The following is a 24,141-nucleotide window of genomic DNA, read 5'->3' on the forward strand; positions in this document are numbered from 1 at the left end:
GGGCCCACCCCGGTACCGGCCCCCACCCGCACCTTGCACGCCGGGTGCGCGCAGCCCCAGGGCCCTCGGGGCGCCTCCCAGTACCGGGCAGGTCAAGCACCGGCCCGCTGGGCCAGGGGGTCCCCAGCCCCGCCCCTTCACCTAAACCCGCGGGGGCAAGAGGGGACCGGTTCCCGTGCAGGCGCGTCGTGGCTGGTCGCGCAGTTCCCCGCGCCCCTGAAGGGGCACGGACAAGCGGCCCGTACGGGAAGCGCGCGCCCGCGCGGCGGAGCCGCACATCGAATACAGCCCCCCTCCCCCCGACACCCCCGGAGCCCCCGTTGGCCACAGGCACCGACCCCGCAGCCCGTACCGCAGGTACAGAGACCGGCGTCCACTCCCCGACCCGGGCCCGGATCGCCGCACGGCACCTCCGCACCGACCGCTGGTGGCTCGCCCCCGCGATCACCGCCGCCGGCCTCCTCGCCTTCGTCGTCTACTCCACCTGGCGTGCCTTCTCCAACGCGCACTACTACGCCGCCCCCTACGTCTCCCCCTTCTACTCCCCCTGCCTCGCCGAGAACTGCATCCCGATGAAGGGCGGCCCCAACTGGGAGATCTTCGGGAGCTGGTGGGGCCTCTCCCCCGCCCTCCTGATCCTGATCTTCCCGCTCGGCTTCCGCCTGACCTGCTACTACTACCGCAAGGCCTACTACCGCGGCTTCTGGGCCTCGCCCCCCGCCTGCGCCGTCGCCGAGCCCCACAAGAAGTACTCCGGCGAGACCCGCTTCCCGCTGGTCCTGCAGAACATCCACCGGTACTTCTTCTACGCCGCCGTCCCGGTCGCCGGGATCCTGACGTACGACACCGTGCTGTCCTTCCGGGACGAGAACTACGCGTGGGGACACATGGGGCTCGGCACCCTGGTCTTCCTCGTCAACATCGCCCTGATCTGGGCGTACACCTTCTCCTGCCACTCCTGCCGGCACATCATCGGCGGCCGGCTGAAGCACTTCTCCAAGCACCCGGTGCGGTACCGGCTGTGGGGGTGGGTCGGGAAGCTGAATGACCGTCATATGGCTACGGCCTGGGCCTCGTTGATCAGCGTGGCGCTCGCCGACTTCTACGTCTATCTCGTCGCTTCCGGCGCATTCGAGGATCCGAGGTTCTTCTAAAGATGACTCAGTTGGAACGGCAGGAGTGGGACGTCGTCGTGGTCGGCGCGGGCGGGGCGGGCCTGCGGGCCGCCATCGAGGCGCGCGAGCAGGGTGCCCGTACGGCAGTGATCTGCAAGTCGCTGTTCGGCAAGGCGCACACCGTGATGGCCGAGGGCGGCATCGCCGCGTCCATGGGGAACGTCAATTCCGGGGACAACTGGCAGGTGCACTTCCGCGACACGATGAGGGGAGGGAAATTCCTCAATCAGTGGCGGATGGCGGAGCTGCACGCGCGCGAAGCCCCGGACCGGGTCTGGGAGTTGGAGACCTGGGGCGCGCTCTTCGACCGGACCGCCGACGGGCGGATCTCGCAGCGCAACTTCGGCGGGCACGAGTATCCGAGGCTGGCGCATGTCGGGGACCGGACGGGGCTTGAGCTGATCCGGACCTTGCAGCAGAAGATCGTGCAGTTGCAGCAGGAGGACTTCAAGCAGTCGGGGGACTACGAGTCCCGGCTGAAGGTCTTTCAGGAGTGCACGGTCACACGGGTGCTGAAGGACGGGGAGCGCGTCGCCGGGACCTTCTGCTACGAGCGGGAGTCCGGCCGCTTCTTCGTGCTGGAGGCACCGAGTGTGGTGCTGGCCACGGGCGGCATCGGCAAGTCGTTCAAGGTGACGTCGAATTCGTGGGAGTACACCGGGGACGGGCACGCGCTGGCGCTGCTCGCGGGGGCGCCGCTGCTGAACATGGAGTTCGTGCAGTTCCATCCGACGGGGATGGTCTGGCCGCCGTCCGTGAAGGGGATTCTGGTGACGGAGTCCGTGCGCGGGGACGGCGGCGTACTGCGCAATTCCGACGGCAAGCGGTTCATGTTCGACTACGTGCCCGACGTCTTCAAGGAGAAGTACGCGGAGTCGGAGGAGGAGGGGGACCGCTGGTACGAGGACCCCGACCACAACCGGCGTCCGCCCGAGCTGCTCCCCCGCGACGAGGTCGCCCGCGCCATCAACTCCGAGGTGAAGGCGGGGCGCGGCTCCCCGCACGGCGGGGTGTATCTGGATGTGTCGACGCGCATGCCCGCCGAGACCATCCGGCGGCGGCTGCCGTCGATGTACCACCAGTTCAAGGAGCTGGCCGATGTCGACATCACCGCCGAGGCCATGGAGGTCGGGCCCACCTGTCATTACGTGATGGGCGGCATCGCCGTGGACTCCGACACCGCTGCCACCCGCGGCGTGCCGGGACTGTTCGCGGCCGGTGAGGTCGCCGGGGGCATGCACGGGTCGAACCGGCTGGGCGGCAATTCGCTGTCCGACCTGCTGGTCTTCGGGCGGCGGGCCGGGCTGCACGCGTCCCAGCACGCCGCCGAGCACCTGGGCGTGTCGCGTCCGGTGATCGACGAGACGCAGATCGACGCGGCAGCGGCCGAGGCCCTGCGCCCGTTCAGCGCGGAGGGTTCCGAGCCGGGGGCCCAGGAGCCGGGGCGGCCGCCGGAGAATCCGTACACACTCCACCAGGAGCTCCAGCAGACCATGAACGACCTCGTCGGGATCATCCGGCGGGAGGGCGAGATGGAGCAGGCGCTGGAGAAGCTGGCCGAGCTGCGGGTACGGGCGCGGCGGGCCGGTGTGGAGGGGCACCGGCAGTTCAATCCGGGCTGGCACCTCGCGCTCGACCTGCGGAACATGCTGCTGGTCAGCGAGTGCATCGCGCGTGCCGCCCTGGAGCGCACCGAGAGCCGGGGCGGGCACACCCGGGAGGACTTCCCCGCGATGGACCGCGCCTGGCGGCCGGTGAACCTGCTGTGCCGCCCCGCCGACCCGACCGGCGGGCTGGCCGCCACCGATCCCGTACGCGGTCAGATCGAACTCGTCACCACCACGACCGAGCCCATCCGCCCGGACCTGCTCGCCCTCTTCGAGAAGGAGGAGCTGGTCAAGTACCTCGCCGAAGAGGAGCTGTACGAGTGACCAACGCCGCCGCGGGACAGCAACAGTCTGCCAAGTACGTCGCCAACTTCCGGGTGTGGCGCGGGAGTTCGGAGGGGGGTGAGCTGGAGGACTTCAAGGTGGCGGTGAACGAGGGCGAGGTCGTCCTCGACATCATCCACCGGCTCCAGGCCACCCAGGCCCCCGACCTCGCTGTGCGCTGGAACTGCAAGGCGGGCAAGTGCGGTTCGTGCAGTGCGGAGGTCAACGGGCGGCCCCGGCTGATGTGCATGACCCGCATGTCGACCTTCACCCCGTCGGACACGATCACCGTGACGCCGCTGCGCGCGTTCCCCGTCGTACGCGATCTGGTGACGGACGTGTCCTTCAACTACCAGAAGGCACGCGAGGTGCCCGCGTTCGTGCCGCCGGAGGGGGTCGCGCCCGGCGAGTACCGGATGCAGCAGGTGGACGTGGAGCGGTCGCAGGAGTTCCGCAAGTGCATCGAGTGCTTCCTGTGCCAGGACACGTGCCATGTGGTGCGCGACCACGAGGAGAACAAGACCGCCTTCGCCGGGCCGCGCTTCCTGATGCGCGTCGCCGAGCTGGACATGCATCCGCTGGACGCGGCGGCGGAGTCCGGCCTCGACCGGAAGAGGACCGCGCAGGAGGAGCACGGGCTCGGGTACTGCAACATCACCAAGTGCTGCACGGAGGTCTGCCCCGAGCACATCAAGATCACCGACAATGCCCTGATTCCCTTGAAGGAAAGGGCGGTTGACCGCAAGTACGATCCGCTGGTCTGGCTCGGCAACAAGATCCGGCGGCGGCCGGAATAGCTTCGGGGCGGCGTGCGCTGGAATCAGACATGTGGAACAGCGAAGCGCTTGATCTTGACGCATATCTGAAGAAGATCGGTTACGAGGGGGAGCCCGCCCCCTCGCTGGACACCCTGCGCGCACTGCACCGGGGGCATGTGCTCGGGCTGCGGTGGAGCACCATCGACGCGATGCTCCACCACGACGTGCCGCTCGATCTGGAGTCGCTCCAGGCCAAGCTGGTGACCGGCGGGCGGGCCGGGTACTGCTTCGAGCACGTGCCGTTGTTCGCGGCCGTGCTCGAAGCGCTCGGTTTCGAGTTCTTCGCCGTGCAGGGGCGGGTCGTGATGGGCGGCGAGAAGATCCTGCCCACCACGCACGCGCTGCTGGTCGTGGAGCTGGACGGACGGCGGTGGCTGTGCGACGTCGGCTTCGGGGCGGCCATGCTGGAGCCGATCGAGCTGGTCCCGGGCGAGGAGGGCAGCGAGGTCGAGCAGGACGGCTGGCGCTACCGGCTGCGCGAGCGGGCCGAGATCACCCCGGGGGCGGCCGGCTGGGAGCTGCAGCAGCCCGCGTTCGGGCCGGAGACCGACCGGGACGGCGACGGCTGGATGGTGCGGCACAACTTCACCCTCACCCCGCAGTATCCGGTCGACTTCCGGATGTCGAACCACTTCGTGGCGACCAGCAGGCACTCCCCCTTCAGCCACCGCCTGTTCGTGCAGCGCATCCTGCCGGGCACACTGCACATCCTGGACGAACTGAAGTGGACGACCACCCACAGCGGCGGCGAACTGCCTCCTCTCACACGGGACTTGGAACCGGCCGAAGTGCCCAAGGTGCTGGCGGAGACCTTCGGCATCCAGCAGAGTGAGGAGGAGGCCGAGCTATTGGTGGCGCGACTGGCCGCCAACGCGGAGGCGTCCCGCGCGAGCGTCTGAGGGGCCGGGCGGGCGCGCGCTACTATGACGGCGCTCTGAATGCGCTTACATGGGTGGGCGCGGGCCTGATGGATCGGACGGTTCCGGGTGAGTGCTGCGCCCACGGTGTACGACGTCGCGGACAAGGCGGGCGTCTCCATCGCAACGGTCTCGCGGGTCTACCGCAGTCCCCAGTCCGTACGGGAACCCACCCGCGACCGGGTCCTGGAGGCCGCGCGCAGCCTCGGCTACGTGCCGAGCGGCAACGCACGCGGCCTGGCCAGCCGTACGACCGGGGTGCTCGGGCTGTGCTTCCCGGACTACGCGGACCCGGACGTGGACGCGGAGGGGGCGGGCCCGGACGGCGACGGCGACGACGACGGCGCGGTCGTCATGCTCTACTCCGACCAGATCATCCGGGGCATGGAGCGGGCCGCCCGGCGGCACGGGTACGCGCTGCTGATCGCCGCCTCCCTGGAGGGCGGCCCGGAGAGCCTGGTCGCGCAGGTGGCGGGGCGGGTGGACGGGTTCGCCGTGCTCTCCCAGACCGTGCCGACCTCCGACCTGGAGGTCATCGCGCAGCGGCTGCCGATCGTGATGCTGGCCGGGCCCCGCGAGATCGACCACCTCGACCACATCGAGGTCGCCAACGCCGACGGCGTACGGGAGCTGACCCGGCACCTCGTCGAGGACCACGGGCTGCGGCGGCTCGCCTTCGTGGGCGGCCAGGAGTCGTCGCCGGACGCCAGGGCCCGCTTCCGGGGCTTCCAGGAGGCCTGCCGGGAGACCGGCCTGCCCGTCCCCTCCGCACCGGACCTGCGGGCCGAGCCGATGACCCAGGCGGAGGGCTCGCGGGCGGCGGAAGCCCTGCTGGACCGGGAGGGCCCGGCCCCCGAGGCCATGCTCTTCGCCAACGACCAGATGGCGGTGGGCGCACTGCACGCGCTGGAGCGGCGGGGGGTGCGGGTGCCGGAGGACATCGCGGTCACCGGCTTCGACGGGATACCGCTGGGACGGGTGGTGCGCCCGTCCCTCACCACGGTCCGCCAGCCGATGCGACGCCTCGGGGAGGAGGCCGTGGAACTCCTGGTCCGCCGCCTGGGCGACCGCACCCTGGAGCCCGCTTCCCTGATGCTGCCGGTGACGGTGGTCCGCCGGGGCAGCTGCGGGTGCGGACCTGCGGGGGCTTGAGCCCGCGGACCCTGCGGGGATGCGGGACCACCCCGCATCCCTGCGGGGGCCCGCGCCCCGGCCCGGTCGCGAGGGCGACGAGGGGGACATAGCCTCCCAAATGTGACGTCTCCCGAGAGTCGTGCCCGGATCGCCCGGCCCGCCGCCCTGCTGGCCGTCCTCCTCGGGCTGGGCGGCGGGGCCCTCGCCGCGGTGCCGCAGCCCGCAGCGTCGCGTCCCGCAGTCCCGGCAGTCCCGGCAGCCCCGCAGCCCGCGCCCCCGGCAGCGGCGGTCGCCGAGGATCCCGTACGGCTGTCGTCCGACGGGCAGATCACCGACAAGGCCGGCGCCCTCGGCACCAAGCGCGGCGAGGTCGCCAAGGCTCTCAACAGGCTGTACGCCGACCACCGCCTCCAGCTCTTCGTCGTGTACGTCCGTGACTTCTCCGGCCGCTCCGCCCAGAGCTGGGCCGACACCACCGCCACCCGCAACGGGCTCGGCCGGGACGACGTGCTGCTGGCCGTCGCGACGAAGGACCGGCAGTTCGCGTACTCCGTGGACAACGACTCCCGGCTCAGTGACGCGCAGCTCGCCGAGGTCTCCGGCACCGCGATCAAGCCCGCCCTGCGCGAGAACGACTGGGCCGGGGCCGCCATCGGCGCCGCCGACGGGTACGCCGCCGTGCTCGCCGGCTCCCCCGTGCCCACCCCGAACATCACCCCCGGCGTCCACAACCCCGGCTCCGAGGACGGCACCGCCGGTGACCTCGTGCTTCCCGTCGTCGCCGTCGGCGGCGCGGGCGCGTTGGCCGCGTACGTCTACAGCCGCCGCAAGAAGCGGAAGCACGCCCCGGTGCCCGCCGAGAGGGCCGCCCCCGCTCTCACCCCGCTGCCCGAGCTCGACGGCCGCGCCAAGCAGGCCCTGGTCGAGACGGACGACGCGATTCGGACGAGCGAGGAGGAACTCGGTTTCGCCACCGCCCAGTTCGGGGAGGAGGCGGCGCGGCCGTTCGCAAAGGCGCTGGCGTATGCGAAGGGGGAGCTGACGGCTGCGTTCAAGGTGCGGCAGCAGCTCGATGACGCTTTTCCCGAGGACGATCCGACGAAGCGGAGGATGCTGGACGAGATCCTCGCCCGCTGCGACGAGGCCAACCGCCGGCTCGACTCCGAGGCCGACTCCTTCGACCACCTCCGCGAGCTGGAGCGCAACGCCCCCGCCGCCCTCGACACCGCCGAGGCCGCGTTCAGGAGCCTGACGGGTCGTACGAGTACGGCCGAGGCCGCCCTGGCGGCCATGCGCGAGCGGTATGCGGCGTCCGCCGCCGCCCCCGTGGCCGGGCATGTCGAGCAGGCCAAGGACCGGCTCGTCTTCGCCACCACCAACCTCAACCAGGCCCGCCAGGCCCTGGTCGCCGGGGACAACAGCCAGGCCGCCGTCTTCGTACGGGCCGCCGAGGGGGCCGTCGACCAGGCCGGCACCCTCGTGGACGCCGTCGAGCGGCGCGCACGTGAACTCGCCGACGCAGAGAGCGAGTTGGAGGGGGCGTTGACCGAGACCGACACCGATCTCGCCGATGCCCGCGGGCTCCTCGGCGGTACGACGCCGGGCACCAGCACCGCCGACCTGCAAGGCCGCATCGCCCGCGCGGAGGCCGTCGTGCGGGACGTACGGGAGGAGATGCGGGCGGGCGGGGGGTACGACCCGATCGACGCCCTGCGCCGGATCGAGGAGGCGGACGCCGCGCTCGACGAGGCCCTCGCCGGGGCCCGCGAGCGGGAGAGCGCCGGACGCAGGGCCCGGGACCTCCTCGGGCAGGCCACCCTCACCGCCCGCGCCGCGATCGGGGCGGCCGCCGACTACATCACCACCCACCGCGGCGCCGTCGGCAGCCAAGCCCGCACCCGCCTCGCCGAGGCCCAGCGCCACCTGGAGCAGTCGGCCGCGCTGGAGGCCGACGACGCCCCGGCCGCCCTCGCCGAGGCCCAGCGGGCGGACGCCCTCGCCCGGGAGGCGCAGAGCCTGGCCGAGCAGGACGTACGGGGCTTCGGCGGCCCGTACTCCGGCACCGGAAGCGGCGGCGGAGGCGGCCTGAACGGGGCCGTGCTCGGCGGCATCATCCTGGGCGGAATCCTCAACGGCAGCCGTGGCGGCGGGGGTTACGGGGGCGGCTTCGGAGGAGGGGGCGGCGGCGGCTTCGGAGGCGGCGCGGGCCCCGGCAGCTTCGGCGGCGGCGACACCCGGGGCCGCCGGGGAGGCGGGGGGCGGTTCTAGGCCCCGACCCGGGCCGCGACGGCCTCGTAACGGCTCACCGGCAACACGTACACCCCCATCCACGACAGGGAGCAGACCATGTCCAAGCAGTCCATCCTCGGCCGTGTCACCCAGCTCGCCAAGGCCAACATCAACGCCCTGCTCGACCAGGCCGAGGACCCGCAGAAGATGCTCGACCAGCTGATCCGCGACTACACCGGCAACATCGCCGAGGCGGAGGAGGCCGTCGCCGCCACCATCGGCAACCTGCGGCTGCTGGAGCAGGACCACCGCGAGGACGTCGACGCCGCCCGCGAGTGGGGCGGGAAGGCGCTGGCCGCCAGCAGGAAGGCGGACGAGATGCGGGCGGGCGGTTCGGCGGCGGAGGCGGACAAGTTCGACGGTCTGGCGAAGGTGGCCCTGCAGCGGCAGCTCCAGTCGGAGAAGGAGGCCAAGACCGCCGAGCCGACGATCGCCGCGCAGACCGAGGTGGTGAACGGCCTCAAGGACGGCCTGACGAAGATGAAGGCGAAGCTCGCCGAACTCACTTCCAAGCGCGACGAGTTGGTGGCGCGCGCGAAGTCGGCGCAGGCGCAGAACTCCATGATGGACGCCGTCAAGAACATCAACGTCCTCGACCCGACGAGCGAGCTGAGCCGCTTCGAGGACAAGGTGCGGCGCGAGGAGGCACGGGCACTGGGCAAGCAGGAGCTGGCCGCCTCCTCGCTGGACGCCCAGTTCGAGCAGTTGGACAGCCTGGGCGACGACGCGGAGATCGAAGCCAGGCTGGCCGCCCTCAAGAACAAGTGAGGCAAGAACCAGTGGGGATCAGTACATGCTGAGGAGTTGATCCACCGTCAGTTCGGCGGGCTCCGTCGACTCGCCGTCCGGCAGGGCCAGTTCGAACCAGACCGTCTTGCCGCGCGGTGTGCGCCTCGCTCCCCACGCGGCGCTGAGCAGCCCGACGAGCTGGAGGCCGCGGCCGCCCTCGTCGGTGTCGCGGGCGCGCCTGCGCCTCGGCTGGACGAGGCCCGCGTCCCAGACCTCGCACACCAGCGTGCGGTCGAGGAGCAGGCGCAGGCGCACCTCGCCCTCGCCGTACCGCAGGGCATTCGTGACCAGCTCGCTGACCAGCAGCTCCGTGGTGTCCACGAGGTCTTCGAGGTCCCAGGAGACGAGCTGGGCGCGGGCCAGTTCGCGGGCCCGGCCCACCGAGCGGGGTTCGCGCGGCAGCCGCCAGTCGCCGACCGAGGCGGCCGGGAGGCCCTGGATGCGGGCCATGAGGAGGGCGATGTCGTCCTCGCCGTGGCGGGTGTCGAGGGTGTTCAGGACGTGGTCGCAGACGTCTTCGAGGGGGCGGTCAGGCCCGCTCAGCGCCGTACGGAAGTCGCGCAGGCCCTCCTCCAGGGGGTGGTCGCGGGACTCGACCAGGCCGTCGGTGTAGAGGGCGAGCAGGGAGCCCTCGGGCAGCTCGACCTCGACCTCCTCGAAGGGTTCGCCGCCGACACCGAGGGGCATTCCCGGCGGTACGTCGAGCAGCAGCGGCTCCTCGCCGGGCTCGACCACCATGGGCGGCAGGTGGCCGGCGTTGGCGAACGTACATCGGCGGGTGACCGGGTCGTACACCGCGTACACACAGGTCGCCAGGTACACCTCGGAGAGGTCCGCCTCGCGGGACTTGTGGGCGGCGCGGGAGGCCTGCTGGGCGCCGCTGGGGGTGCCGAGTCCGCGGGCGATCTCGTCCAGTGCGCTGAGCACTTCGGCGGGTTCGAGGTCGAGCAGCGCCAAGGTCCGCACCGCCGTACGGAGTTCACCCATCGCCACGGCCGCCCGCAGCCCGCGTCCCATCACGTCCCCGACGACCAACGCGGTGCGGTGGCCGGGGAGTTCGATGACGTCGAACCAGTCGCCGCCCACCTCGGTGGCCGTGTTGCCCGGCAGATAGCGGCAGGCGATGTCGAGCCCGGCGGCCTCGGGGTCGCCGGGCGGGAGCAGGCTGCGCTGGAGGATCAGCGCGCGCTCGTGCTCCCTCCGGTAGAGCCGTGCGTTGTCCATGCAGACGGCGGCCCGGGAGGCCAGCTCGGTGGCCAGCGCCCGGTCCCGCTCGCCGAAGGCCTCACTGCCCTTCGTACGGGAGAACTGGACGAGCCCGATCACCGTGTCGTGGGCGACCATCGGCACGGCCAGCGTGGAGTGCACCAGGTCGCCCTCCTCACCGGCGACGACCCGGGCGCGGCCGGTGCGCAGCGCCTTCGCGCACGGGGTGCCGAAGGGGTAGCGGTGGACCGAGCCGACCTGGATGTCGGCGGGGTCCTCCCCCGGGCCCACGCAGCCGGGCGCGGCCAGCGGCGCGTCCGAGACGGCCGAGGCGAACGCGACCCGGCGCAGCTCGGCACTGCCGTCGGTGACCCCGGGCGGGGCCTCGTCACCGGTCAGCAGCCCCTGGTAGAGGTCGACGGAGGCGACGTCGCAGAAGCCGGGGACGGCCACGCCGAGCAGCTCCCGGGCGGTGGTCTCCAGATCCAGCGAGTTCCCTATCCGGGCGCCCGCCTCGTTGAGGAGGGCGAGGTTGCGCCGGGCGTCGGCGGCCTCGCGGGCGGCCCGGTGGCGGCGGGTGACGTCGGTGGCCAGGCCCGCGACGCCGACCGGGCGGCCGGAACCGCTGTGCACCCGGTAGAGGTTGACCGACCAGTGGCGGCGCTCGGCGCTGCCCGGCTCGGTGCCGGTGATCTGGATGTCGGTCATCGCCTCGCCGGTGTCCAGGACCCGGCGCAGGGCGGCCGCGACCCGCTCGGCCTCGGGGGCGGCGAGGTAGTCGTGCACCGTACGGCCCCGGTGGGCGTCGGCGTCGCCGCCGAACACCTCGGCGAAGCGGCGGTTGGTGCGCTGCACGGTGAGGTCCGTGCCGAACAGCAGGAAGCCGAAGGGAGATTGACCGAAAATGGCCTGTGACGCGGCGAGGTCGGTTTCGATCCGCCGCAGTGCCCTCACGTCGACGACCAGACAGAGCGCACCGCGCTCCCCCTCCTGCGTCTCGCTGGGCATCACATAGATCTCGGCGACCCCCTCCGCACCGCCCGCCCCGGCCACGCCGTCGGAACCGTCGGGCATCCGGAACGGGACGAGGCCCGTCCACTCCTTGCCGTCGAGGATCTCGGCCACCTCTCGGTGCCCGCGCCCCCGGTACTCCTCGGGCATGAACACCTCGACCGGGTCCCGCCCCACGACCTCCCGCGCCAGCACCCCGAAGAGCTCCTCGGCCCGCCTGCTCCACTGCTCGACGAGCCCGTCGGCGCCGAGCGAGAAGGACGCGACCTTGATGTAGTCGTAGATCGACCCGGGCGGACTGGACTGCCACAACGGGCCCCCGGCTCCGGCTCCGGCCGCCTTCGCGCCGGACGCGCCGTGGGCGGGGGCATCGCTGGTGGGGTCGGGGGTGGACCCGCCGACGCCAGGGCCCGTACCGCTCCCGTCGGTGCCGCCCGCACGGGCGGCCTTCGCCGTGCCGGGCGTGTCGCTGCCGGGGGCTGCGCCGGTCGGATGCGTACTCGTACCGTACGGAACGTCCTGACCTGCACCGGACCCGTCACCGGCACCGGACTCGGACCGGGGCCCGTCCGCGCGTGCGGACGCGGACGATGCGGACGATGTGCCCGCGCGCGGTCCCTCGTCCGTGCGCGCAGCGCCTTCCCGCGTGCGGGGAAGCCGAGACGCTTCCTCCCACGCCCCGGAAGGCCCGGGCATTGCCGCCGCGTCCTCCCGCGTCCCGGGAAGCCCCGGCACTCCGGCCGGCCGGTCCGCGTCGGCGGGGCCCGGCAGTGCGGGGACCCCGGCCGCTCCTCCGGCACCGGCCGCTCCTCCGGCACCGGCCGCACCACCGGCACCGCCAGCGCCGCCGGCCGCACCGGAAGCGCCGCGAGTACCGCCCGCTGCCTCGCCGGGCGTCTGCGCCTTCGCTGGTATCTCGTTCACACGACCGTCCCCTCCAGCTCACCTCACCGGAACCGGCCTTGCCCGCAGTATTCAGCACTGCGGCCCCAGTCGGCACGGCGTTCACGATCGCGACGTCCTCCCGGGCTTTCCCCGGCCCTTTTTCGGCCGTAATGCACCAAGCGGCCGAGGCTTTCCGGATGCCGTCGTGATCGAAAGTCCCTTCACACTTCTAACCGGGCAGAGCCAGCTCGAACCACACCGTCTTGCCGCTCTTTCCGCGCCGCGTCCCCCAGCGCTGCGCGGAGCACGCGACCAGCTGGATTCCGCGCCCCCCTTCGTCGTCGGGTCCCGCGGCCCGCTCGCGCGGCGGATCCGGAAGCGGATCGGAGACCTCCACCCGCAGGACGGCGGACGCGGCGGCGGCGGTTCCGGCCAGGGGCCCGGGGGTGGCGAGCCTCACCAACCGAACACCGATGGGCCCGGACGCGTACCGCAGGGAATTGGTCACCAGCTCACTGACCAGCAGGACACTGACGTCGCTCAGCTCCTCCAGGCCCCAGTCGCGCAGCGCGTCACGCACCGCGTGCCGTGCGGTGCGGACCGCGTTGGGCTCGGCAGGGAAGGTCCACTCGGCGCAGGCGCCTTCGATGTCCAGCACGCCGACCACATCCCAGAACAGCCGCAGCGGACCCCAAAGAGGAGCGTCCTTTTTCGGGGGGTTAATCAGCACATACCCGATATCGGACTCCGGCTATCCCGGGAATAGGCGCACTGTGGCACGAACGGCGTACGAGGTCGCCCGTGCGCTGGGTCCCCTTGCCCCGTTCGGACCCGCGCGGACCGGCAGCGTTAGCCCGTACGAAAAGGCTCCGCACGCGGTCGTACGAATGCGGAGCCGGCCGACGTGACCCCCCGTCAGCCCTCCCCGCGGGAGACGCGCAGCCTGCGCACCGCCTCCGCGACCGCCGGGCGGTCCTGGTCGAGCCAGTCCACCGATTCGCTCTCGTCGGGGCCGAGCCAGCGCAGCTCGTCGTGGTCCTCCAGCGGGCGGGGCTCGCCGGAGAGCAGCCGGGCCGTCCACACCTGGAGCACGTACCCCGGCTTGAGCGGCCACTCGCCCGGAATCCGCTCGACGGGCTCGGCCTCGACGCCCAGTTCCTCGCGCAGCTCGCGCACCAGGGCCTGCTCGGGCGTCTCGCCCGGTTCGAGTTTCCCGCCGGGCAGCTCCCAGCGGCCGGCCAGCTCCGGCGGGGCGCTGCGGCGCGCCGCCAGCAGCCGCCCGTCACGGCACAGGGCTCCGCCCACGACAAGTGTTTCGGTCATGGTGCGGAGCCTACGGGTGTTACGGGTGTGCCCACCCGGCCGGATCACGGTCCGGCCGGGTCACGGGCACGGGTCCCGGGCACGGGTCCCGGATGTGGATCACGGGCGCGGAACGGGCGTCGGGGAATTGATCGGGTTCACCGCCGCGCGTCTGCCGCGCTCCTCCCCCTCACTGCTGCTTCGCCGCAGCCTGTTCGATCAGATAGAGCTGCTTGTGTCCGTGGGCGTCGAGCTGGTCGGCCTTCTGCTCGGCCTCCGCGCGCGTGGCGTACGCCCCCACGCGATAGCGGTTGCCGTTGTCGTCCTGCCGCACCACCAACCACGGAAGCCGGTCGCCACCGTCATTCATCGCGCGCCTCCGTCAGGGGTCCCCAGGAAACCTCAGTACGCATATGCCCGACCTTACGCCTGACCTTTACGCACCGGATATGCGTTTTCACAAAGAGGCACCGATCTGGCCAAGAAAGACTGGGGAGTTGACGCCGACCAGGAGACGAAGAGGGGGCGCATCCGACTGGATGCGCCCCCCTCGGGTACGTCAATCTACCGCTGTACGAGGGGAGTTGCCGCCCCTCGTACCGCCCGCCTACCGCACCGGCAGGTGGTACGACACCCGGTAGCGGTCCGCCGGGACCACCAGATCGGCGGTCTCCACGGCCCTCCCCGAGGCGTAGTACGTCCGCTCGATGACCAGCACCACATGCCCCGGCACCCCGCCCAACTCCGCCAGTTCGTCGGCGAGTCCGGGCCGGGCGCCCACCTCCTCCGCCACGTTGTCCACGACGACGTCGATGGCGGCCATCCGCTCGACCACCCCGCACCCCCCGAGCGGCCCCTCCTCGGGCAGCATCACCGGGGTGCGCCCGGTGATGGACAGAGGTTCGTAGGAGGTGGAGAGCATCATCGGCTCCCCCGCGTCCCGGAAGACGTACTTCGTGCGCATCACCCGCTCGCCCGGCTCGACGCCCAGCCTGGCGGCCACCCCCGCCGCCGCCTCGACCTGCTCGCTGCGCGACTCCCAGGTGCCGCGCGTGCCTTCGGCCGCCTGCTCCTGCCGGAACGGTGTGGTCGAACCCGTCCCCCGGTAGGCGGAGCGGGCGACGCTGCGCGGCACCGGGCGCTCGCGGACGTACGTCCCCGAGCCGGATCTGCCCTCGACCAGGCCCTCCGCCATCAGCACCTTGCGCGCCTCCAGCGCGACGGTGTCCGAGACGCCGTAGACCTCGCGGATGCGGGCCTGCGAGGGGAGCCGGGTGTGCGGCGGCAGCTTCCCGTCGGCGATCTGCTGCCGCAGGTCCCTCGCCACGCGCAGATAGGCCGGCTGCTCACCGAATGTCACTGGCCACTCCCATCAGGTTGACAGACAGCTACAGCCTGGCAACCGTGGGTCGCTGAACACAAGCAAAGGCCAGGGTTTCACTCGAAGTGATGATTTGGCTTTACGCAGGCATGTTCCCATGGGTAAGGGGCGAGGGGCGTTACACCTCTTCCTTCGCACCCGAACCGGCACTCCCGCCGTCCCCGGTGCCCCCGGTGTCCCCTTCCCCGCCGCCAGTCCCGGCCGTACCACCGGTCCCGCCGGTACCGCCCGTCCCACCCGTCCCGCCGTCTCCCCCGTTGCGCAGCGAGCCGGTGAGCTTCTCCCCGGACTCGTTGCCGAAGACGCAGGTGACGCCCCGGTCGCCGAGCCGCCAGCCGCGCTGATCGGGCATCAGGTAGTAGAAGTCCGTGTCGACCTCGGAGCCGCCGGTGTAGGTCTCCTGCGCGGTGGTGCAGCGCCGGTCGGCGATGGCGCTGATCTTCTCGTCGCCGGGGTAGGTGCGCGAGTCGGCCAGGTCGAAGGTGCCGAACACCTCGGCGTCGTGCTCCTCCTCGCAGTCCACGACGTCCACGTCGTACGTGGTGCCCTCCAGCGAGCCGTCGACGGAGTCGAAGCACTGCCCGACCCGGAGATCGGTGACGGAGCGGCTGGTTCCGTTCGCCTCCCGCTCCATGCCGCGCAGGAACGCGCTGAAGCCACCGGTGAAGAGCATCACCAGGGTGAGCACGACGCTGAGCGAGGACAGCACGATGCCCGCGACCGCCAGCCCCTTGCCGCTGTCGCCGCGCTTCTTGATCTGCGACAGCCCGACGAGGCCGAGGACCAGGCCCAGCGGGGGCAGGCAGCAGACGATGCCGGTGACCAGCGAGGCGATGGCGAGCCCGTTGGTGGTGGGCGGCGCGGGCGGCATGCCGTAGGGGCCGACGCCGTAGGGCTGGGTTCCGTACGGGGACTGCCCGGGCTGCCCGTACGGTCCCGGCGCCTGCCCGTACGGGGACTGCCCGTACGCCTGGTGCGGCGGGGGACCCTGCGGGCTCGGCTCCTGGGGCGGGTTCCAGGGGTGCTCGGGCGGCGGCGGTATCGCCATCGGTACGGTGCTCCTCGTCGGGGGTGCGGGGGGTGTGGGGGTGCCCCGGCGCATCGTACGTGCCGGGCGGTCGGCGACGGCACTCCGCGGACAAGCCGGGCACAGGACGGGAAAGGGGCTCCGGGCGCCGACGGTCACGCCGCAAGGGCACTGAACGGCCATGTCGGAAATCCGCCAGCCCCCACCGCCCCGACCTGATGCACTGTCCCCATGACGACGACGCAGCACGACAAGGCCACCCTCCTCCAGTCCCTCCACCGCCGCCCCGGCACCCCTCTCCTGCTCGCCAACGCCTGGGACGTCGCCAGCGCCCTGGTGGTCGAGGACGCCGGTTCGCCCGCCGTCGCGACCACCAGCGCCGGTGTCGCCTGGAGCCTGGGCTCGCCGGACGGCGACGTACTCGACCGGGACCGTGCGCTGGAGCTGGTCCGCCGGGTCGCGGCGGCCGTGAAGGCACCCGTGACGGCCGACATCGAGGGCGGGTTCGCCGAGACCGCGGAGGGCGTCGGCGAGACCGTCGCGAAGGTGATCGAGGCGGGCGCGGTCGGCATCAACCTGGAGGACGGCAACCGCGCCCCCGCCGAGCAGACCGGCCGGATCGCCGCCGCGCGGGCCGCCGCCGACAAGGCCGGCATCCCGCTCTACCTCAACGCCCGCATCGACACGTACCTCTTCGGGCTCGGCGAGGAGTCCGGCCGCCTCCAGGAGACGATCGCGCGGATGCGGGCGTACGTGGACGCGGGCGCGTCCGGCGTCTTCGTGCCCGGAGTGACCGACCAGGAGACGATCGCCGCGCTGGTCGCCGCCGTCGACGCCCCGCTGAACGTCCTGGTGGGCCCGGGCGCCCCGAGCGTCGCCGAGCTGGCGGAGCTGGGCGTGGCCCGGATCAGCCTGGGCTCGGACGTGGCGGCAGCGGCGTACGCGGTGGCCCGCCGCGCGACCCGCGAACTGCTGGAGCAGGGAACGTACGACTCCGTCTCCGACGCCATCCCCTACGGCGACCTGAACGGCCTGCTCCCCCGCTGATCCTCGCGCTACCGGGCCTACCGCGCCCCGAACACCTGGGTCCAGTGGTTGTTCGCGAGGCCGATGCCGACCTCCTTGAACGAGCAGTTGAGGATGTTGGCGCGGTGCCCGGAGCTGTTCATCCAGGCCTCCATGACGGCGGCGGGGGTCTGCTGGCCGGCCGCGATGTTCTCCCCGTACGTCGACCACTTGTACCCGGCGGCGGTGACGCGCTCGCCGGGGCCGTCGCCGTCAGGGTTGGTGTGGTCGAAGAAGCCGCGGGCGACCATGTCCGCGGAGTGCCGCTGGGCGGCCGTACGGAGCAGGGAGTTGGTGGTCAGCGCCGAGCAACCGGCCTTGGCCCGCTCCTCGTTGAGGAGCCGCACGACCTCCTGCGCGGGCCCGGCGGGCGGCGCGGGCGGGGCGGGATTGGTGGTACGGGGCGGCTTCGGCGGCGGCGCGGGCTTCGACGCGCTCTTGCTGGGCCGGGGCGGCTTGGCGGCGGTCTTCGTGGGCTTCGGCTTGGTGGTGGCACTGGCCGAGGCGGTGGGCGAGGGGGTCGGCGCGGCGGGACTCGTGGCGGGGTCGCTCGGCACGACCGGCGCGCCGGTCCGCACGGCATCGGCGACGCTCGTACTGCCCCCGCCCTCCTCCCCGCCCGAGAACATCCGGAACGCGCCGAACCCCCCGCCTATGACCCCCAACAGAACAGCCGCACCCACCGCTTGCCGCTTCCTGCGAGTACGCTGCTGCCGCCGTTGGGACCGGGAGGGTCCGTGGAGGGTGTTGTGCTGCACGTCGTGCTCCTGCTCTGATGCGTACGCCCCGGACATCGGGGCCTGTGCTGTCTCTGCTGGGTCTGCTGTCTGTGCTGTCTGTGCTGTCCGTGTCTCGTGGAGCGTGTGCGCCGCGGGTACGAACTGGCCGCCGCCGCGCTGCACGGCGGCACTCACGGCCGCCGCGAGCGCCGCCCCCACCGGAACGAGGCCGAACCCGGCGAGCAGCCCCTCCGCGGGCACCAGCCCGGCCCGGTGCCCGGAACAGTCCACGCACTCCTTGGCGTGCCGGGCGATCCGCTTGCGCCACAGTGCGGAGGGCACGCCGTCCCAGGGCCCGAGCACGTCCCGCAGCTGCCCGCACAGCGGCACGGCGGCCAGCGCCCGCACCACCACCCGGGACGTCTCCAGCTGCGCCTTCATGCGCTGCACGCGTACGGCGGTGTGGTCGGGCGGCAACTCCAGCGCGGTGGCGACCTCGGCCCGGGTCAGCTCCCCGGCCGCCTCCAACCACCACAACGACAACAGAGCCCGATCATCCGCATCGAGCCACCGCGTCGCCTCGACCGTCTCCTTCCGCTGCCCCGACAGCCCCATCCGCACCAGGGTCAGCCCGACGAAATCCGCCGAGGGATCAGCGACCTCCACCGGCACAGGCCCGGCCTCCACCTGCCCGCCCTGCCAATGCCGCCGCACCTCGTTCATGGCAATGGCGACAAGCCAGGACCGGAAGCCCTCCGGGATCCGCAGGGCATGCAGCCCGTCCAGGGCCCGCAGCATGGTCTCCTGCACGACATCATCAACATCCGCATGCCCGTGCAGGGCCCGCCCCACGATGTTGTACACGAGCGGCAAATAGGCGGCGACGAGGGCGTCCTGCGCCTGCGGGTCCCCGCTCTGCGCGGCAAGAACCCTCGCGACTCCGTGTTCCCTGTTCACGGTTCCCCGCCCCTTCTCCGCCGGATTGCCCGATACGCGCCTGCGTACGCGCGCTCGGCGCACGCACACGCATCTTGCTCCACGACTGGGAGACCCCCCTCACCCCCCGCCATAACAAAAACCGCACCCCCAACTTCCCCCCCTCCCGAACACGGAGCCCTACCGCTGCACGGGCGCGACCGGGCTGCTTGCCCGCGCCCCGTCAGGGGCGCGGGGAACTGCGCGCTCAGCCACGACGCACCCGCACGGAACCGTGCAATTGCCCCGCGGGTTTAGGTGAAGGGGCGGGGCTGGGGACCCTTTGGCCCAGCGGGCCGGGGCTTCACGTGCCCGGCACGGGGAGGCGCCCCGAGGGCCCCGGGGCGCGTGCACCCTGCGTGCAAGGTGCGGGCAGGGGCCGGGATCGGGGCGGGCCCGGATCGGGCGGGCCGCCCCCGGGGGGCGGCCCCGCCGCCCAAGGGGGCTGAGGGAAAAGGGAGGGGTGGGGCGGTCCTGCCTCCCAAAGGGGCTAGGGAGGGGAGGGGGAGGCTCCGCTACCCAAGGGGGCTCGGCGGAAAGAGGGTGCCACCCAAGGGGACTCGCCCGAAGAGCCGGCGGCCCCGGCACCAAAGGACCTCGGCAGAGCAAAGTGCGGGCCCCCCAAATGGCCCCGCCCGGGCCAACCCCCCGCCCCAGAAGGCGCTACCCCTCCTCAGCCTCCAGCGCAGCGTTGAGCCGAGCCCGAGCCCCCTCCAGCCACCCCCTGCACACCTTCGCCAACGCCTCCCCCCGCTCCCACAACGCCAGCGACTCCTCCAGCGACGTCCCCCCCGCCTCCAGCCTCCGCACCACTTCGATCAGCTCGTCCCGAGCCTGCTCGTACCCGACCTCGGCACCCGTCGCCGCCGCAGCTTCATCCGTCTTGGCCATGCGCTCCACCCTACGTACGAGGTCCGACAACACCACCCCAGCTCACCGTTCGACACCGTCCACCCGCACCCCGAACTCCCCCTCCGCGACCCTCGCCCGCAGCACATCCCCCACCCCGACGTCCTGCGCCGACCGCACCACCGCCCCGTCCTCCCGCTGGAGCACCGCGTACCCCCGCTCCAGCGTGGCCGCAGGCGACAGGGACACCACGCGCGCCAGGGTGTGCGACAGCTCGGAGTCCGCCCGGTCCAGCAGGTGCCGGACCGTCCGCCGGCTCCGCGCCAGGAGCGCGTCGACCTCGTCCTCCCGGTCCTCGACCATCCGCTGCGGCCGCTCCATCACCGGCCGGGCCAGCGCGTGCGCCAGTCCCCGCTCCTCCCGGTCGAGCAGTCCCCGTACGGTCCGCAGTGCACGGTCCCGCAGTCCCTGCACCCGGTCGAGTTCCTCCCCCACGTCGGGCACGACCTTCTTCGCCGCATCCGTCGGCGTCGACGCCCTGACGTCAGCTACCAGGTCCAGCAACGGCGAATCCGGCTCATGCCCAATGGCCGAGACGACCGGCGTCCGCGCCTCCCCCACCGCCCTCACCAGCAATTCGTCCGAGAACGGCAGCAGGTCCTCCACGCTGCCCCCGCCCCGCGCCACGATGATCACGTCCACCTCGGGCAGCGCGTCCAGCTCCTTGACGGCCTGCACCACCTGCGGCACCGCGTGCACCCCCTGCACGGCGACGTTGCGCACCTCGAAGCGGACGGCCGGCCACCGCCGCCGCGCGTTCTCCAGCACGTCCCGTTCGGCGGCGCTCGCCCGTCCGGTCACCAGCCCGATCAGCTGCGGCAGGAAGGGCAGGCTCCGCTTCCGGTCCAGCGCGAAGAGCCCCTCCGCCGCGAGCGACTTCTTCAACTGCTCCAGCCTGGCCAGCAGTTCCCCGATGCCCACCGGCTTGATCTCGCTCGCCCGCAGCGACAACTGCCCGCGCGGTGCGTACCACTCCGGCTTCGCGTGGACGACGACCCGCGCCCCCTCCGACACGACGTCCGCGACGGCATCAAAAACCTGCCGATAACAGGTCACAGCCACCGAAATGTCATTCGACGGATCGCGCAGCGTCAGGAAGACGACCCCCGCCCCCGGCCGCCGCGACAACTGCGTGATCTGTCCCTCGACCCACACGGCGCCGAGCCGGTCGATCCATCCCCCGATCAACCGGGAGACCTGCCCGACCGGCAAAGGCGCGTCCGCTGACGTATTGAGAGCCATGGACCGAGGCTAACGGGCGGCACTGACATCAGGCACGGGCATCGCCACCGGCATCGCCACCGGCATCGCCACCGGCCACGACACCAGCACCGCCCCCCGCCCGCCGCCCCCGCTGGGCGACCAGCACCACCAGTCCCACCAGCAGCCACACCACGCCCACCACCTGCGCCGTCCGGCTGGCCTCCACGATGACCGCCACCGCGATGGCCGCTCCCAGCACCGGCACCGCCACGTGCTTCCACCACACCGGCGGCCCGTCCATCCTCCGTACGGCGAACCAGCCCACCACCGACGCGTGCAGCAGCACGAACGCGGTCAGAGCACCAATGTCGACAACCGACACCAGGTGGTCCATCCCGTCGCCCCGCGACGCCGCCCACACGGCCGCCACCAGCGTCACCGTGGCCGCGAGCCCCAGCGCCACCCTCGGCACCCCGGACTTCTCGTCCACCCGTGCCAGCAGCGTCGGCAGCCGCCGCTCCCGCGCCATCGCGAACAGCAGCCGCCCCGCCGCCGCCTGCCCGGCGAGCGCCGCGAAGGCCGCCCCGATCGCCTTGCTCACAGCGACCAGATCATGCAGCCACTGCCCGACCGAATCATCGACAGCACTGTAGAAAGCAGTCCCCTGTTTCGACGGATCGGCCGCCAAATCCGCCGCCGTCACCGGTGACAGAAGCGCCACCAGATACGTCTGTACGACGAAGAGCACACCCACCATCGCCAGGCACAGCAGCACCGCCCTGGCCACCCGCGCGGAACCCCCCGTCACCTCCTCCGCGAAGGAGGCGATCGCGTCGAAGCCCAGGTACGACAGCACGGCCACCGACACCGCCCCCAGCACCGCCGCGAGAGAGAACGCGCCCATCGACCCGTCACCGGTGAGCGGCGACAGCCAGTCCCGGTGCGCCCCGTCCCGTACGAGCACCACCACGGCGGCCACCACGAACACCACCAGCACGGCGATCTCCAGCGCGAGCACCGCGAAGCCGACCCTGGCGGCAGCGCGCACGCCCCACATGTTGAGCGCGGTCGTCACGACGACCGCCAGCGCCGTCCACACCCACTGCGACACCGAGGGCACCAGGGCATGCAGCGCGATTCCGGAGAACAGGTACGCCACCGCCGGGATCAGCAGGTAGTCCAGCATCGCCATCCACCCGGCGACGAACCCCGGCCCCTCCCCCAGCGCCGCACGTGCGTACGCGAAGACGGAGCCCGCGCGGGGGACGACCCGCACCATCTGCGCGTAACTGAATGCGGTGAACCCCATGGCCACCGTCGCGACGAGGTAGACGAGGGCGACGGAGCCGTGCGACTTGGCGTCGAGGGTGCCGAAGACGCCGACCGGGGCCATGGGCGCGATGAACAGCAGCCCGTACACGACCAGGTCCCGGAACCCGAGGCTCCTTTTCAGCCCCGCACCCTCGGCCCCTGCCGTACCTGCCGCCCCGTCAGGACTCCCCGCCATCGTTCCTCGCTCCGCCGTACGTCTGTCGATCAACCACTCCAGTGTTGCCCCGGGCGCGATCTTTAGCCTCTTGAGCACGGCCTTACGATGGGAGACATGACTTCCTCCTCTGCCCGCCGTGTCCTGCTTGCCGCCCCCCGTGGCTACTGCGCGGGCGTGGACCGCGCCGTCATCGCCGTCGAGAAGGCCCTTGAGCAGTACGGTGCGCCGATCTACGTCCGGCACGAGATCGTCCACAACAAGTACGTCGTGCAGACCCTGGAGAAGAAGGGCGCGATCTTCGTCGAGCAGACGGCGGAGGTCCCCGAGGGCTCCATCGTGATGTTCTCCGCGCACGGCGTCGCCCCGACCGTCCACGCCGAGGCCGCCGAGCGCAACCTCGCGACGATCGACGCCACCTGCCCCCTGGTCACCAAGGTGCACAAGGAGGCCGTCCGGTACGCCAAGGACGACTACGACATCCTCCTGATCGGCCACGAGGGCCACGAGGAGGTCATCGGCACCTCCGGCGAGGCCCCCGACCACATCACCCTGGTCGACGGCCCCGAGGACGTCGCGAACGTCACCGTGCGCGACGAGTCGAAGGTCGTCTGGCTCTCCCAGACCACGCTCTCCGTCGACGAGACGATGGAGACGGTCGACGCCCTGAAGAGCAAGTTCCCGAACCTGCTCTCGCCGCCCAGCGACGACATCTGCTACGCCACCCAGAACCGCCAGATCGCGGTGAAGAAGCTTGCCGAGGACGCCGAGCTCGTCATCGTCGTGGGCTCCAAGAACTCCTCGAACTCGATCCGCATGGTCGAGGTCGCCCTGGACGCCGGCGCCCCCGCCGCGCACCTGGTCGACTTCGCCTCGGAGATCGACGAGGCCTGGCTTCAGGGCGTCACCACGGTCGGCCTGACCTCGGGCGCCTCCGTGCCGGACGTCCTGGTCGACGGCGTGCTGGAGTGGCTGGCCGAGCGCGGTTACGGCGACGTCGAGACGGTGAAGACGGCCGACGAGTCGATCACCTTCTCGCTCCCGAAGGAGCTGCGCCGCGACCTGCGCGCGGAGGCCGCCGCACTGGGCAGCAAGTAGGCGCCGGGGGGCTTTCCGGGGCCCCTGTCAGTGCTGCGTCGTAACGTGGTGTCCATGAACGTGTTCGGAGTGGACATCGGCGGTTCGGGCATCAAGGGCGCTCCCGTGGACCTGGAGCGGGGCGACCTTGCCGAGCCGCGGCACAAGGTGCTGACCCCGCACCCGGCGACGCCCGACAGCGTGATCGACGGCGTCAAGGAGGTCGTCGACCACTTCGGCTGGTCGGGCCCGGTCGGCATCACCTTCCCCGGCGTCGTCACGGACGGCATCACCCGCACGGCCGCCAACGTCGACAAGGGCTGGGTGGACCTGGACGCGCAGAAGGTGCTCGGCGAACGCCTGGGCATGCCGGTGACCGTGCTGAACGACGCGGACGCGGCGGGCGTCGCCGAGATGACCTTCGGCGCGGGCGCCGGCCGCAAGGGCACGGTTCTGCTCCTCACCTTCGGTACGGGCATCGGCTCGGCCCTCTTCCTCGACGGCAGGCTGGTCCCCAACACCGAGCTGGGCCACCTGGAGCTGCACGGCCACGACGCCGAGAAGAACGCCTCCACGAAGGCCAAGGAGGACGAGGACCTGAGCTGGGAGCACTGGGCCAAGCGCGTCACGAAGTACCTCGCGCACGTCGAGATGCTCTTCTCCCCGTCGCTCTTCATCATCGGCGGGGGCGTCAGCCGCAAGGCCGAGAAGTTCCTCCCCCTGATCGAGGGCATCCGCGCGGAGATCGTCCCCGCCCAGCTCCAGAACAACGCGGGAATCGTCGGAGCCGCCATGGCCGCCGCCAAACGCTGAGCACGCGCCCGCGCGCCCGTTCGATCCGC

At 72.0% G+C, this 24,141-nt stretch carries 20 protein-coding genes; 10 read left to right on the forward strand and 10 right to left on the reverse strand.

Annotated features, from left to right (window positions below; genetic code table 11):
* Positions 1–320 precede the first annotated feature (320 nt).
* The 7 genes from IE269_RS01125 to IE269_RS01155 all read left to right on the forward strand — a co-directional run bounded on the left by IE269_RS01125 (position 321) and on the right by IE269_RS01155 (position 9,032).
* On the forward strand, positions 321–1,154 hold the full coding sequence (locus IE269_RS01125) for a hypothetical protein (protein WP_189820755.1): 834 nt from the start codon (positions 321–323) through the stop codon (positions 1,152–1,154).
* A gap of 2 nt (positions 1,155–1,156) precedes the next feature.
* The gene (locus tag IE269_RS01130; protein ID WP_189820756.1) at positions 1,157–3,106 is read left to right on the forward strand and encodes a fumarate reductase/succinate dehydrogenase flavoprotein subunit; all 1,950 of its coding nucleotides are present in this window, start codon (positions 1,157–1,159) and stop codon (positions 3,104–3,106) included.
* A complete protein-coding gene (locus tag IE269_RS01135) occupies positions 3,103–3,903 on the forward strand; it encodes a succinate dehydrogenase/fumarate reductase iron-sulfur subunit (RefSeq protein WP_189820757.1) in 801 nt (266 codons plus the stop codon). Before IE269_RS01130 ends, IE269_RS01135 begins: the two co-directional genes overlap by 4 nt.
* A 29-nt stretch (positions 3,904–3,932) precedes the next feature.
* Positions 3,933–4,823 (forward strand): arylamine N-acetyltransferase family protein, encoded by an 891-nt coding sequence (locus IE269_RS01140; RefSeq protein ID WP_189820758.1) that lies wholly within the window; start codon positions 3,933–3,935, stop codon positions 4,821–4,823.
* 105 nt (positions 4,824–4,928) lie between these two features.
* Positions 4,929–5,993 (forward strand): LacI family DNA-binding transcriptional regulator, encoded by a 1,065-nt coding sequence (locus IE269_RS01145; RefSeq protein WP_189821330.1) that lies wholly within the window; start codon positions 4,929–4,931, stop codon positions 5,991–5,993.
* A 102-nt stretch (positions 5,994–6,095) separates the two neighbouring features.
* Positions 6,096–8,243, forward strand: a complete 2,148-nt coding sequence (locus tag IE269_RS01150) for a TPM domain-containing protein (RefSeq protein WP_438817515.1) — start codon at positions 6,096–6,098, stop codon at positions 8,241–8,243.
* A 78-nt stretch (positions 8,244–8,321) separates the two neighbouring features.
* Positions 8,322–9,032 carry a PspA/IM30 family protein gene (locus IE269_RS01155; RefSeq protein WP_189820759.1) on the forward strand — a complete coding sequence of 237 codons (711 nt, stop codon included), beginning with the start codon at positions 8,322–8,324 and terminating at the stop codon, positions 9,030–9,032.
* A gap of 18 nt (positions 9,033–9,050) precedes the next feature.
* Here IE269_RS01155 and IE269_RS01160 read toward each other — a convergent pair whose 3' ends face one another.
* The 6 genes from IE269_RS01160 to IE269_RS01185 form a co-directional block, all read right to left on the reverse strand.
* Positions 9,051–11,582 carry a SpoIIE family protein phosphatase gene (locus IE269_RS01160; protein WP_189820760.1) on the reverse strand — a complete coding sequence of 844 codons (2,532 nt, stop codon included), beginning with the start codon at positions 11,580–11,582 and terminating at the stop codon, positions 9,051–9,053.
* An 802-nt stretch (positions 11,583–12,384) separates the two neighbouring features.
* Positions 12,385–12,822 carry an ATP-binding protein gene (locus IE269_RS01165; protein WP_189821332.1) on the reverse strand — a complete coding sequence of 146 codons (438 nt, stop codon included), beginning with the start codon at positions 12,820–12,822 and terminating at the stop codon, positions 12,385–12,387.
* A gap of 248 nt (positions 12,823–13,070) precedes the next feature.
* A complete protein-coding gene (locus IE269_RS01170) occupies positions 13,071–13,478 on the reverse strand; it encodes a (deoxy)nucleoside triphosphate pyrophosphohydrolase (RefSeq protein WP_189820761.1) in 408 nt (135 codons plus the stop codon).
* Positions 13,479–13,647: 169 nt separating this feature from the next.
* Positions 13,648–13,827: an SPOR domain-containing protein gene (locus tag IE269_RS01175; RefSeq protein ID WP_189820762.1), complete on the reverse strand. Its 180-nt coding sequence runs from the start codon at positions 13,825–13,827 to the stop codon at positions 13,648–13,650.
* A 237-nt stretch (positions 13,828–14,064) separates the two neighbouring features.
* Positions 14,065–14,817 (reverse strand): GntR family transcriptional regulator, encoded by a 753-nt coding sequence (locus IE269_RS01180; RefSeq protein WP_189820763.1) that lies wholly within the window; start codon positions 14,815–14,817, stop codon positions 14,065–14,067.
* Between the two features lie 139 nt (positions 14,818–14,956).
* Positions 14,957–15,886 (reverse strand): DUF4190 domain-containing protein, encoded by a 930-nt coding sequence (locus IE269_RS01185; RefSeq protein ID WP_189820764.1) that lies wholly within the window; start codon positions 15,884–15,886, stop codon positions 14,957–14,959.
* A 210-nt stretch (positions 15,887–16,096) separates the two neighbouring features.
* On the opposite strand from IE269_RS01185, the gene IE269_RS01190 reads away from it, so the two are divergent.
* Positions 16,097–16,912 carry an isocitrate lyase/PEP mutase family protein gene (locus IE269_RS01190; protein WP_189820765.1) on the forward strand — a complete coding sequence of 272 codons (816 nt, stop codon included), beginning with the start codon at positions 16,097–16,099 and terminating at the stop codon, positions 16,910–16,912.
* A 17-nt stretch (positions 16,913–16,929) separates the two neighbouring features.
* Here IE269_RS01190 and IE269_RS01195 read toward each other — a convergent pair whose 3' ends face one another.
* The 4 genes from IE269_RS01195 to IE269_RS01210 all read right to left on the reverse strand — a co-directional run bounded on the left by IE269_RS01195 (position 16,930) and on the right by IE269_RS01210 (position 22,243).
* Entirely contained in the window at positions 16,930–18,606 is a 1,677-nt protein-coding gene (locus IE269_RS01195) for a sigma-70 family RNA polymerase sigma factor (protein ID WP_189820766.1), read from the reverse strand.
* Positions 18,607–19,287: 681 nt separating this feature from the next.
* On the reverse strand, positions 19,288–19,515 hold the full coding sequence (locus IE269_RS01200; RefSeq protein WP_189820767.1) for an exodeoxyribonuclease VII small subunit: 228 nt from the start codon (positions 19,513–19,515) through the stop codon (positions 19,288–19,290).
* 42 nt (positions 19,516–19,557) lie between these two features.
* Positions 19,558–20,775, reverse strand: coding sequence for an exodeoxyribonuclease VII large subunit (xseA, locus tag IE269_RS01205; RefSeq protein WP_189820768.1), 1,218 nt, complete (start codon positions 20,773–20,775; stop codon positions 19,558–19,560).
* A 28-nt stretch (positions 20,776–20,803) separates the two neighbouring features.
* Complete coding sequence (locus IE269_RS01210) at positions 20,804–22,243, reverse strand: APC family permease (protein WP_189821333.1); 1,440 nt, start codon at positions 22,241–22,243, stop codon at positions 20,804–20,806.
* A gap of 87 nt (positions 22,244–22,330) precedes the next feature.
* Between IE269_RS01210 and IE269_RS01215 the strand changes: the two genes are divergently transcribed.
* Both IE269_RS01215 and ppgK read left to right on the forward strand, forming a co-directional pair.
* The gene (locus IE269_RS01215; RefSeq protein WP_189820769.1) at positions 22,331–23,320 is read left to right on the forward strand and encodes a 4-hydroxy-3-methylbut-2-enyl diphosphate reductase; all 990 of its coding nucleotides are present in this window, start codon (positions 22,331–22,333) and stop codon (positions 23,318–23,320) included.
* Between the two features lie 54 nt (positions 23,321–23,374).
* A complete protein-coding gene (gene ppgK, locus IE269_RS01220) occupies positions 23,375–24,112 on the forward strand; it encodes a polyphosphate--glucose phosphotransferase (protein WP_189820770.1) in 738 nt (245 codons plus the stop codon).
* Positions 24,113–24,141 lie beyond the last annotated feature (29 nt).

Origin of the sequence: Streptomyces spiroverticillatus, assembly GCA_014650415.1 — a bacterium.
In the GTDB taxonomy this organism is placed as follows: Bacteria; Actinomycetota; Actinomycetes; order Streptomycetales; family Streptomycetaceae; genus Streptomyces; species Streptomyces spiroverticillatus.

Bases quoted from the DNA above. Each gene is read 5' to 3' on its own strand.
- IE269_RS01215 (WP_189820769.1), top strand. From the start codon at position 22,331: ATGGGAGACATGACTTCCTCCTCTGCCCGCCGTGTCCTGCTTGCCGCC.
- IE269_RS01140 (WP_189820758.1), top strand. From the start codon at position 3,933: ATGTGGAACAGCGAAGCGCTTGATCTTGACGCATATCTGAAGAAGATC.
- xseA (WP_189820768.1), bottom strand. From the start codon at position 20,775: ATGGCTCTCAATACGTCAGCGGACGCGCCTTTGCCGGTCGGGCAGGTC.
- IE269_RS01170 (WP_189820761.1), bottom strand. From the start codon at position 13,478: ATGACCGAAACACTTGTCGTGGGCGGAGCCCTGTGCCGTGACGGGCGG.
- IE269_RS01175 (WP_189820762.1), bottom strand. From the start codon at position 13,827: ATGAATGACGGTGGCGACCGGCTTCCGTGGTTGGTGGTGCGGCAGGAC.
- IE269_RS01155 (WP_189820759.1), top strand. From the start codon at position 8,322: ATGTCCAAGCAGTCCATCCTCGGCCGTGTCACCCAGCTCGCCAAGGCC.
- IE269_RS01185 (WP_189820764.1), bottom strand. From the start codon at position 15,886: ATGGCGATACCGCCGCCGCCCGAGCACCCCTGGAACCCGCCCCAGGAG.
- IE269_RS01190 (WP_189820765.1), top strand. From the start codon at position 16,097: ATGACGACGACGCAGCACGACAAGGCCACCCTCCTCCAGTCCCTCCAC.
- ppgK (WP_189820770.1), top strand. From the start codon at position 23,375: ATGAACGTGTTCGGAGTGGACATCGGCGGTTCGGGCATCAAGGGCGCT.
- IE269_RS01130 (WP_189820756.1), top strand. From the start codon at position 1,157: ATGACTCAGTTGGAACGGCAGGAGTGGGACGTCGTCGTGGTCGGCGCG.
- IE269_RS01210 (WP_189821333.1), bottom strand. From the start codon at position 22,243: ATGGCGGGGAGTCCTGACGGGGCGGCAGGTACGGCAGGGGCCGAGGGT.
- IE269_RS01200 (WP_189820767.1), bottom strand. From the start codon at position 19,515: ATGGCCAAGACGGATGAAGCTGCGGCGGCGACGGGTGCCGAGGTCGGG.